At 69.9% G+C, this 10658-nt stretch carries 9 protein-coding genes; all 9 read right to left on the bottom strand.

Going from position 1 to position 10658, the window contains the following annotated elements:
• Nucleotides 1-898: 898 nt before the first annotated feature.
• Nucleotides 899-2281: a hypothetical protein gene (locus ACFYX4_RS38025; RefSeq protein ID WP_389343967.1), complete on the bottom strand. Its 1383-nt coding sequence runs from the start codon at nucleotides 2279-2281 to the stop codon at nucleotides 899-901.
• Nucleotides 2278-2424 (bottom strand): hypothetical protein, encoded by a 147-nt coding sequence (locus ACFYX4_RS38020; protein WP_157996713.1) that lies wholly within the window; start codon nucleotides 2422-2424, stop codon nucleotides 2278-2280. Before ACFYX4_RS38020 ends, ACFYX4_RS38025 begins: the two co-directional genes overlap by 4 nt.
• Nucleotides 2425-2548: 124 nt before the next feature.
• Nucleotides 2549-3166: a hypothetical protein gene (locus ACFYX4_RS38015; RefSeq protein ID WP_181801059.1), complete on the bottom strand. Its 618-nt coding sequence runs from the start codon at nucleotides 3164-3166 to the stop codon at nucleotides 2549-2551.
• 467 nt (nucleotides 3167-3633) lie between these two features.
• Nucleotides 3634-4092: a hypothetical protein gene (locus tag ACFYX4_RS38010; protein ID WP_181801061.1), complete on the bottom strand. Its 459-nt coding sequence runs from the start codon at nucleotides 4090-4092 to the stop codon at nucleotides 3634-3636.
• 730 nt (nucleotides 4093-4822) lie between these two features.
• Nucleotides 4823-5119 (bottom strand): hypothetical protein, encoded by a 297-nt coding sequence (locus ACFYX4_RS38005; RefSeq protein ID WP_007387419.1) that lies wholly within the window; start codon nucleotides 5117-5119, stop codon nucleotides 4823-4825.
• Nucleotides 5120-5229: 110 nt separating this feature from the next.
• Nucleotides 5230-6915 carry a hypothetical protein gene (locus tag ACFYX4_RS38000; RefSeq protein WP_181801062.1) on the bottom strand — a complete coding sequence of 562 codons (1686 nt, stop codon included), beginning with the start codon at nucleotides 6913-6915 and terminating at the stop codon, nucleotides 5230-5232.
• 322 nt (nucleotides 6916-7237) lie between these two features.
• Nucleotides 7238-7468: a hypothetical protein gene (locus tag ACFYX4_RS37995; RefSeq protein WP_141652948.1), complete on the bottom strand. Its 231-nt coding sequence runs from the start codon at nucleotides 7466-7468 to the stop codon at nucleotides 7238-7240.
• A gap of 99 nt (nucleotides 7469-7567) precedes the next feature.
• Complete coding sequence (locus ACFYX4_RS37990) at nucleotides 7568-8188, bottom strand: hypothetical protein (RefSeq protein WP_181801063.1); 621 nt, start codon at nucleotides 8186-8188, stop codon at nucleotides 7568-7570.
• Complete coding sequence (locus ACFYX4_RS37985) at nucleotides 8189-10225, bottom strand: DnaB-like helicase C-terminal domain-containing protein (RefSeq protein ID WP_389343962.1); 2037 nt, start codon at nucleotides 10223-10225, stop codon at nucleotides 8189-8191.
• Between the last annotated feature and the right edge of the window lie 433 nt (nucleotides 10226-10658).

The raw sequence follows: 10658 nt of genomic DNA, 5'->3' as shown, positions 1-10658 counted from the left end.
GCGCGCCGTCTCCTCCGGAGACATGACGCGCCGTCACTACGTGACGGAGAGTTGCGCCGTCGCTCCGCGACGGACTGTGTAACGCTGCTCCGCAGCGTTACACAAAGCTGGCTGGAGAACGGTTGCTCCCCGTTGGCCGTTACATGATTGTAAAGTGGCGACCTCAGGCCTCTTTGGCACTCTCTTAACCCCCCTGAACTGCGGATTTATCTCAAGCGACGAGGCTGGGCTGGCATGTATTGGAGCGCCCTCCGGGCGTCCATCCTACTCTTTATGTAACGCCCTTTGGGTCGTTACATAAATCATGTAACGGCTACTCTCCGCGTCTGAAAGAAGTGGTCTATACCTCTCGGAGAGATTGACGCCCGAGATAAATGGAAATCGCGCGGAGAAATTCTGTACTCGCCGAAATTTACTCGCGTTTGCATTTTGGGGATAAGTTTCTCCCCAATGAGATTTTCCCGAAGGGGGATAAATTCGTTGTATCGCGAAGCTGGATATCAGGATCTAAATTCAGGGCTCGTCTTCTTTGCGCTCGGGTCGGCACAGTGCTCGCCGAACCTGTCACCGTGATCCGCACCTTCCCCCTGGCTGGTACCTGACAGCGTGAGAATGAAATGGACCTTCGTCACTCATGCCAGCAACGGGTGAGCACCACCCGTTAGTGCCAACGACCAGGTCGCCACGCCTGCGCCACTGACACTCAGACGACGACGCTCAACTGACACTCCCCCGCAGACCATCAGGCCGGACGGCAGGCGCGGCTGCGGCAGGGAGAGCGAGAGCCACCAGTACGTGAATGTCGTGATGGACGTGCTCGCGGCTGAGGTCCGCCTCGACGATGCAGGCGACCGTTCCGCTGCACGCCGGCAGATGTGGTCGCCTGGTGCTCCTGCCGTCACGGGCTCCCGGGTGCGGGGTTCCGGCGACGGCGGTCCTCGTTACCGAGACGCTTGATCTTACGTCGCACCCGCTCTCCCATGTCCGGCTGCTGTCCTGCCTCCAGCGCTGCCTGCTTCCAGGTGAGGCGGTCAGCCGCGTAGCAGTCGGCGACCTTCCGCTCCGCAGGAGAGAGCTTGGCCAGGACGCGTTCGACTTCCTCTTCATGGCCTGGCAGATCACCGTCGACGGTCTGGACGCCCGCGCGAAGGTCGAGCTTGTCCATGGACTGCACGCGCTGCCCTCGGTGTTCGTGCTCCCACAGTTCGGTGTCCGCCGACGTCGCAGCGTGAACGGCGGCACGCAGGCGGGCCTCGAGTTCGTCCGTGCCGTGCACCTGGTCGTCCCAGCCCTCGTGCAGCAGTCCCTGGGCGATGCGCTTGGGGCTTCGGCTGGTGCGCCCGCCTAGGAAGCGGGCCAAGTGTTCGACGAGGACGTCGTCGGGCCCTTGGTGGAGGCTGGCGTGACGGGCCTGCAGGGCCGCGGTGAACAGCGAGCGGGGTGCATAGCCGCGCCAGCCGTGGAGGTAGGGGCCCCCGCGCGGCATCTCCAGCTGACGGTGGAGCAGCCGGATTACGGTGAGAAAGTCCAGGCCGGAGGGGGCGAGCCTCTGGACGATGGCGTTCAGCGCCTGGCTGGAGACCCGGGCCCGCTGGGCGGGCCCGTCACGTCCGATCAGCAGTGTGATGGGACCGATCATCCCCTTGCCAACGTGCCGGGGCACCCCCGCGTCCACGGCCTGCTGCGGGCGGGACTGCAGCAGGTGCGCGGGGAGACTGTCCACGACCTGGGCGGTGCTCCAGCACCAGATGGCCCAGGCTCTCGAGCGCCAGTCGGGCACCGGGCCGGTGGGCGTGCGGCAGCGATCGTGCGTCAGGCGGCCGAAGGAGTCGCGGCCGCATCCCGTGCTGTCGCTGCTGCCCCACGGACACACCGGGTAGACGCGAGGAGGCCGGCGGCGGGCGAACATGTCCAGCGCGAGATCGGCGAGAGCGCGCAGCATGTCTCCTCCCCCGTCGGCGGGGATCTTCAGGTCGCCCAGGACCGGGCCCAGTCCGTAGGGGAAGAGCTGCTGGGCGCGGTGGCGGGCGCGCCGGGTGACCTCGGCCGCGCGGACCAGCGTCGCGGTGTGCTGTTCGTAGCCGGTCAGCGTGCATGCTCTGGCCAGCTGGGCGGTGTTGGGCCGGGCCGTGCCGTCGAGCCAGCGCTGCGGGGCCGGGTCCGGGTGGCGGTGTGGCCGGCAGGAGGGGCAGCTGAGGCCCAGGCCGATCACCGGCGCGGGCGTCCACCCGCACTCGCCGACCGTGGCCGCTTCCCGGTCAGGGGGTGTGGGGGTGCTCACTGGCGGCGCTCCAGCAGGTGGTCGGCGAGCAGCGTCGCGGCGACGGCTCCGCCGAACGCTTCGGCCGGAGTAGCCCCTGCGGCCCGTAGGTACCATCCCGCCATCATTCCCACCACCAGCGCCACCATGACGTACACGTTCACCAGCCAGATCCTTACCCCGGGCGGGAGCGGTCCTGTTACCCCTCCCTCATCCTTTGGGGACGGGCGGACCCCGGACCGACAAAAAATCTTCAGCGATCTTTTTTGCGGGTCTCCGGCCGGGAGGTCAGGTGCCCACCGGCTGCCCTGTCCGCGCCCAGGTTCCGTCCTGCGGCACCTCGAAGCTGAGCTTCCAGGGCTTGTGACCGGCGGCCGTGCAGTCGGCCCACAGGCGCATGCGCTTGGTCCGGTTCTGCTGGCGCCACTGTTCCTCGCCGCCGGTGCCCTCGTACCAGCGGGGGCGCAGGCTTTCGTCGACGGCCAGGCGGGTTCTGTCGTCGGCTTCCAAGGTGAACGGTGTCACCGAGCGGCCGAGTTGGTCGGCCCCGTCGACGCCGGGACGGAAGCGATACGGGCCCCAGACGACCTCCGCTCGCTCCTCGGCCGTCGGACCGCCCGCCAACACCGGATCCCGTACTCGGTCACGGTCGTCGCGGACGGTGAGCTGCACGGTGATCCTCCCGAGCGAGGCCGGGCCGTCGAACCGGACATACAGCATGCCGCCCTGCGGCTCCAGCTTCAGACGCAGTTGCGGAGTCAGATCCAGGTGCCACCGGTCGCGTTCGATCCGGGCCACGGCCTCGGCGGTGGCGTTGGCCTGCGCTGACGAGCGCCACGAGGCGACTGCCGCGACGCCGCTGAGGCCTGCGGCAACGGCCGCGATGACTGTGTCTGCTGATCCCATGCCGGAGGGTACCGCGCGGTGACCGACCGTCATTCGACAGCTGCAACAACGTCTTCGCTCCGCCGGTTCCGCCCATGCGCCAAGCACCGGCGGCACGGCCCGGGGGACGGGTGGAGGGGCGCGGCGCGCATCCCGACCCGAGCTGATGGGTGCCCTGAGCGGGTGCGCTGAGATCCGATTCGACTCCCGGTCCGAACCGGACGCCCGCGGCGAGGTCACCTGCACAGTGGCGCTGGTCTCAGTTCCTGGCCAGGAGGAGGCCGCGCCGGTAGCGCCCGACGCGGCGACGGTCACGGTGCAGGCGGTCTTCGAGGTCAACCAGAGGGTGTGGGCTGACCTCTCTCCCAGGAGATCCGGCAGCGCCGTTCCCGGCAGCAGTGATGTGGGGGTCCGGGTGGTCTCGGTCCGGGCCGCGCGGGCACCGCAGGCCTGACGGCCATGGTTTCCATCGGGCCGTCGGTAGGCGTTCACCTCGCAGGCTGGAAAGGCAATCCGGCGCACCGCTGGCCGGCCGCCAGATCATCGCCGTGCTGGACGGCCAGGCGGTCGGGCACGTGGAGTTCTACCTGCACCCCGACAACCTCGCTCTGCAGGTTGTCGGAGTGCAGGTGCATCTCGGGTTCCGCAAGCGGGGCCTGGCGTTCTTGCTCAGGGACCGGCTCTACGAGGCGCATCCGGACGCCTGGATCAATCACGGCCTGCGCACGGACGAGGGCGCGCGCTGGTGGCATCGCTACCGCGATCCCGCGCCCGAGCGCAATGTCCACAACCGGCCGACCGCCGAATGGACCGCGTACTTCCTGGCCCCCGGGGTGGACCGGGGCCGGGCCGCCAACCGCGTGTGGAACCAACTGTTCGCCCTCGACGGCCACCAAGGGGCCGAACACCGCTACGGACAGCGTCTGGAGGGGGAGTACCAGCGCCACGCCCGCTCCTGCGTCCCCGATCTCGGCCGGTCGCGCGCGGACCCCTTACGGCAGCGCCTGTATGCCGGGCAGGTGGTTCTTTTGTCCCCCGGGACTGCACCGCTTCGTGCACGACCCGGCCCGCCCCGCCGCGGATCGGGCCCGTGCCCTGCTCGAACACACCGGCCACGGCAGCCTCCCCCGCAGCGGTGGCCCCACCGGCTACTGGAACACCGCCGCCCACAGTGCCTTCGAGGACACGACCCTGGCCCAGCTCTTCAAGGACGCCCCGCCCCCGTCCCCCGCGACCCACCTCGTCTACCAGACCGAGCCGCCGGCCGGAAGCGAGGACGATCTCCCCCAGCGCAGGGCCGGGTTCACCTACGTCGACTACACCGCCCCCGGGGACATTCCCCTCGCGCTCACCGGCCTGTCCTGGCGGCGCGGCAGTGCCCTCGAGACCTTGCATCACACCGCGTTCGACGTCCCGGTCCAGGCCGCGATAGCCCCTAAACTCCCCGGGGGACGCCTCGTCGTACCGCGCCCGCTACGACGAGGCCGGCCGGCTCCGCCCGTCGGCGGCGTCGCCCTTCGAGGAACGCAGCGCCGAGATCAGGCAACGGGCCGACGCGATCATCCAGGCCTCCGTCCAGCGGTCCCGGCACGGCGTACGCGCCCCCCGGCACGGCGTACCGGAGCCCGCCCGCTCTCCGGGGTTCCAGCCCGGGCCGAGCAGTGCCGGCTCCCGCCTCTAGGAATCCGCCTCGGCGCGGCCTCCGGGCTCCTCGGGGCGGCGAGCCGCCGCGCGGTGGCCCCGCGGCGCCGGGCTCGTGCCGCGGAGCTGCTGATGACGCCGGCGGTCGCGCCACCAGGCGAGCCGGTGCTCGGACTTCTGGGGGAAGACCAGCTGCACGACGGCGACGACCAGGATCGCCAGGGCCAGGACGAAGAATGTGGCGGTCTGCCACCACGGGGCGCCACCGAACGCTTCGGCCGCTCCCCCGAGGCCAGCGGCGATGGACGTGATCAGTGGTCGGCCGGTGTGCATGCGGTATTCCCCTCCGAATACGGGCGTGTGATTTCCGAGGACGGGCGTACTTTTCGCCCGTCAGAAAGCCAGTGTCGGAGCGAGGGGACGTGGTTATGTATCGGCGGGTGTCACACGCGGCGGCCGTACCGGTCGAACGCCAGATTCCATGCATCCTGCATGGAATCCTCCAAGATCCGGATGCTGTTGCGGTGGGCCCACAGGGCCAGACACTGCACCAGATAGGGCGGACTCCCGGACAGCAGCGTGTGCGCCACCGATCCCCCGGGCCAAGGCCACACGGGCCGCACCGTGCGGAACTTCGAGCCGATCCGCGCGTTGTACTGCCGCGCGAGGCGGCCGAAATCCCGGCTCCTGCCGCGGGCCTCGCGCAGCCGCTCGATCCGCTGTACGTCCAGCGGATCGTCCTGCCGGAACTCCTCGATGACCGCGTCCATGAGCTCCAAGGTCTGTGCCCGCGCCGCGGCCATGCGGGCGTGCTGATCCTTGACGGTGAGAAGACCGAACTCGACCGCTCTGTCGACCGGCAGCCACAGCGTGATCCGCCCCGAGACGTCGTCCTCGAACTCGTGGGCCCAGTCGATGAGGACCGCTTCGACGAACGCGCCGACCTGCTCGGGACGCAGGCGCCCGGCCGCCGCGACCACCGGCTCGATGCCGGGCACCGGCGCCCAGCCCGGGGCCTTCGGGTGCGGTGCGAGCGGCCAGAACACCTGCCGACCCTCGGACGGGAAACACAGCACCTTCCCCTCGGCCACCCACTGCGCGTACGGCTGCGGCAGGTCGCCCTCCCCAGCAGGGTGGCCTGGGGTGTGGGCGTGCCAGGACTCGGGCCGGCTCAGCATCCATCCGGGCGGGGTGATGAGCCGCGCGACAGCGGTGCCGGTCGGCTGGCTCGTCAGCCAGGCCTCGAAGTCCTGCTGCTCGACGCGTCGCTCGGCGCGCCACACGGCGGTCCCGCCGCGCCCGGTGAAGTCGTAGTCGATGGTGCCCGCGAGCAGTTGCATCCGGCGTTCGACGGCGGCGTGCAGGGTGTCCTGGTACAGCTCCTGCCAGTCCTGTGCCTGCTGGTAGAGGAGGGTTTCCCCGTCTTGGGCGCCGGGCCCGCTCAGCCACGAGCGGGCGAGGTTCGCCGCCACCTGGAAGCGCCCGGGCGCGTGCCAGGCCACCTCGTCCTCCAGGATCCGAGCGACCAGCTGGACGCGTCGCATCCGCGCCGGCACCTCGTCGCCCGGGCCGTCCAGGTCCTCGGCCGATACCTCCAGCGGCCACCCGTCCTCCACAGCCTCCCGCGCCGCGTCCAGGACCTCCCTCTCCGGGCCGGTTGCCGTCGCGGCCGTCGCCAGCCGCCACAGACCGAGCGCGGCCCGCTGCCGTAACAGCGGCAACAGGCCCTCCAGGAAGTCGTCCACGATGGGTTCGGCCGCCGCAATGGCCGTCATCACGGCATCGGTAAGCGTGCGGGCTTGGTAGTCGCGGTGGCTGCGCGCGTACTGTCCCGGCAGCCGCAGCGAGACGGCGCGGGCCCGTTCCAGCAGACCGGGCTGCGCGCGCAGCCGCAGCGGCCGGGCCGTCCGCGGAGCAGGGGCACGCTTGCCCAGCGGCGGGTAGCGCAGCACGGTCGAGATATGGGTCAGCCGGTCGTCCGGGGCCCGGTCCTCCTGTGCCTGAACGTGCTCGCTCAGCAGCCTGCGCACGGTCGCGTCCCGCGATGTCCCCCAACGGGCGGCCACCCGGTCCAGGGCGGCGAACGCGCACGGCAAGAGGCGGACGTTGGTCTCCACGTAGCCGGTCACCAAGCCAGTATCGGGCCACCCGCCAAGGCTCTTTTCCCGTACGCTCCGGCACGCGCCGTGCGGCAGGGGGGCACATCGGACGCATGCCGTTCCGGCGATGCTGTTCGTCGTGATGGCGGTCCTGCGCATCGGGGACGGCAGTTGCTGGTACTGCCGACTGCGTCCGCCGGGAACGCTGTCAGGACTGTGCGGCGATCTGGGCGGCGCGAGCGGCGGGCGTATCGGCCGGAAGGTCCAGGGCTGCTGCCCTGTTCAGCACGTTGACGGCGCGCCGGGTCAGCGGCTGGCTGACGCTCAGTTCGGCGAAGGCGGTCTCGGCCTTCTACGCCGCCGCGCGTGCCGCTTCGACCTGCTCGTAGGCCACCGGTGGGAACTCCACGACGCTACTGCGGTAGATGGCCTCCAGACTCTGCAGTTCACGTCCTCGGGAGCCGACCGCTGCATAGGCCCGGGCAAGGTCGTCGGCACCGAGACCGGAGTACTCGGTCAGTCGCCGGCGCACGCTGGCCAGCACTCTCCCGCAGACCATCACCGACTGACGTCCCTCGTCCACTCCACGTCCAGACGGCGACGTTCAACCGGCACTCCCCATAGGCCACCACGGGACCCGAGCACCGCTTCGAGCCGATCAGGACGGCTGTGAGCGGTCGTGTCAGGCGCCGATGCCGATGTAGGAGACGTAGGTGTAGGCGCCCCAGTCGGAGTCGAGTTCGGCGATGACGTCGTCCCAGAGGTCTTCCATGGTGTCCAGGTCTCTGGCGACGAGGGCATCGACGGCGTCGTCCCAGATGTAGCGGACCTGCCGGTGCTGGATCCTCAGGTTGTCGCGGCGGCGCGGCTCGTCGACGGCTGCCTGGTTGACGGGGTGGATCTCGATGCGGGTGCCTCGGCCGCCTCGGTTGAGGTGCTGCTTGAGGGCACCGGGGTTGGCGAGCACGTTGTGGGCGCGGAGGTTCCAGTAGGCGGTGTCGATCGCTTCAAGGTTGGCGGGGCGGGGGCGTTGGGTGCCGCGGGTCCAGGCGCGGATCGTTGTGGGGGTGGCGTGGATGCCGGCGTCGGCCAGGGCTTGGGGGCCGCCTTTGGTGGTGGTGAGGTAGCGCATGCGGGCTTTCAGGCCGCGGCGGGTGTCGACGGGGGATTTGATTCCGCCGTCGATGATCATGCGTTCGAGGGCGTCTTCGAGGGCACTGGCGAGGGCGATTTTGCCGTGGACGTTTCCGGGGTCGCGGTCTGCGCCGTAGTTGCCGAAGTTTTTCCATCCGTCGGTCGACATCTATCGGGCGCTCTTCCTCGGCAGTGGGTACTGGTCTTTTTGTTTCATCTGGGTGGTGAGGCGGCCTTCGGTGAAGACGGTGCGCCAGTCGCCGGCGACGTGGAGTTCATCGGTGCCGCGGACGCGGACGACGGTCAGGCCGTTGCTGTGGGCCCGGTGGGATTTATACCAGAGGTTGGCGAATGCCTGGGAGCGGATGATGTGCATCCAGTCGGGTCGGCGGATGTCACGGTTGACGCTTGACTCTCCGATGGTGGAGGTGAATTTCGAGTACATGGCTTTGATGTATTCGACGGTCACCATGTCGTCGGTTTCGATGGCGCTGGTGCGGGCCTCGGTCAGGACGCGGCGGAATTTCTCCAGGAGGCCTTCACTGGCGCCGGACGTCCAGCATTCGGTGATGTGCGGGGCCGCGCACAGGCCAAGGCGGGCGCAGCGGATGAGGAGGCGGATGGTGGCGTCATCGAGGAGGACAGGGCCGTCTTCGCGGCGGTTGCCGATCGGGTCGGGCAGGTCGGGGTGGTGCCAGGTGGGGCGGGTGGGGAGGCGGTAGATGCCGGAGCGTTTGGGGTCGAAGCCGCCGTGGGGGTCGTGGATCAGGGCGCCGATGGGCAAATGAGTCTTGAAGGCGGACAGGAAGCTGGCGTTGGTGTCGAGTGCGTTGACGGTGATCGGGGGGTGGGTGCCGTTTTTGAGTTCTTCCGTGAGGTGGGTGTTGGTCCAGTTGTGGCGGCCTTCCCAGATTTCGTCGGCGCCGTCCTTGGTTTTCTTTCGGAGGAATTCGAGGGTTTCCGGGTAGACGGTGTGTTCGTAGTTTCCGCCGACGCGGGTCGCTTCGAACAGGGCCATGGCGTTCGGTACGGCCTTTTTCACCAGGGCTTCGGTTGCGGCGGTGAGGTCGCCGTCGTGGTCGTGGAGGGCTTCGTCGACGGCGCGGGTGATCATGCCGGTGAAGTAGCTGTAGTCGCGGTTGGCGTAGCCACCCTCAGGCGGGGGTGGGGTGGTGGTGCGGCGGGGTGATGGCCTGCGTGGGGCGGCGGTGTGGGCCGTCGGGGCGGGCTGGGTGGCCATGGGGGCCGGGGATGGGCTGGTGGGGGCTTGGAGAGGCGTCTGCGGGGTCGGTGCGGGGTCTTGCGGGGGCGTAGTCGGGGGCGTTTGGGGTGTTGAAGTGAGGGTGACGGGACTGGCGTAGGGGTCGGTGATGCGGGCGTGGGCGAGGTCGGCGTGGAGGGTGAGGGTGGCCTGCGGGCCGAGATCGCGCTCGGTGACGGTGGCGTGGATCTGGTCGGCGTCGCGGGTCAGAGTGACGGTGATGTCGAGGCTGAGCGCGGCGATCACCTGGGGGTCGTCGGTGTCGACGGCAGCGAGGACCGGGAGTTCGTGCGTGCGGGCCAGGTGGACGAGGGCCTGGGCGGCGTCGGTGATCTGGGCCGGGCCGGACAGCGGCAGCCGGGGGTCCTCGGTGGTCTGCAGGCGGTCGACCACGACAAGGGCCAGGCCCGGCAGGTCCGGGACGCTTTCGGCGATCGCGTCGGTGGTCAGGTCGGTGCCGTCGTCGATGTAGAGCGGGGCTTGAGCCAGGTGGTGGTGGAGGGCTGCGGTGTCGTCCTGTTCGGTGGGGGTGAGGCGGCCGGCTCGCAGGCGGCGGTAGTCGACGGGCAGGTGCGCGGCGACGATGCGTGCGGCGATGTCGGCGCGGGTGAGTCCGGAGGCGGCATACAGGACGGGTTGGTGCTGGTCGAGGGCGCTGGTGCGGGCGGCGGCGGTGGCGATCAGGCTGGATCCGGCGCCCGGGGCGGCGGCGACGAGGTAGAAGCGGCCGGGCTGGAGTCCGCCGAGGACGTCGTCCAGGGTGCGGATGCCGGTCGACAGGCCCATCAGGGGTGTGGGCGTGGTGGTTTCACCGGTGGGGGCGGTGGTCGGAATGACGGTGTCGAGGGCTTGGGCGAGTGCGGCCAGGCGTCGCGGGGTGCGCGGCGCAGCGATGGCTGGTGGGCCGCCGGCCGGGAGGGCGGGCTCGTGACCGGTGCCGGGCATCGCGGGAGCGGGGGCTGGCGGGCTCGGCTCGGGCGGGGTCGAGGGGGGTTTGGGGAGGGCGGTCGGCGGTGTGACCGGGTGCTGGAGTACGGGATCGGCGGGGGTTGGAGCGGTAGCGGCCGGCGAGCCGGTGAGGGCGGTCGATGGGGCTGGGGTGGTGCCGGGTGAGGCGGGGGGCGTATGGGCAGGTGCAGGCGTGTCGTGGGCTGTCGGCGCCGGTTCCGGATGCGGTGCCGAAGACGTGGTGGGGGCAATGGCCGCTTTGGCAGGGGTAGTTGTCGGCGCGGGTGCGAGGTCTTTGGCGGCCTCGACTTCGGCTGCTGTGGTCGGGAGGGGGTTTTGGACTGCTTGCTGGCCCTCAGGGGGTGTTGCGGCGGAGTCTGGGGCTGCCGTTGCAGTCGAAGCCACGGTGTCGGGTGCGGGCTCGGCTTGA

The sequence above is a fragment of the Streptomyces sp. NPDC002328 genome (assembly GCF_042890065.1).
In the GTDB taxonomy this organism is placed as follows: Bacteria; Actinomycetota; Actinomycetes; order Streptomycetales; family Streptomycetaceae; genus Streptomyces.
This window is presented reverse-complemented; position numbering and strand designations above follow the sequence as displayed.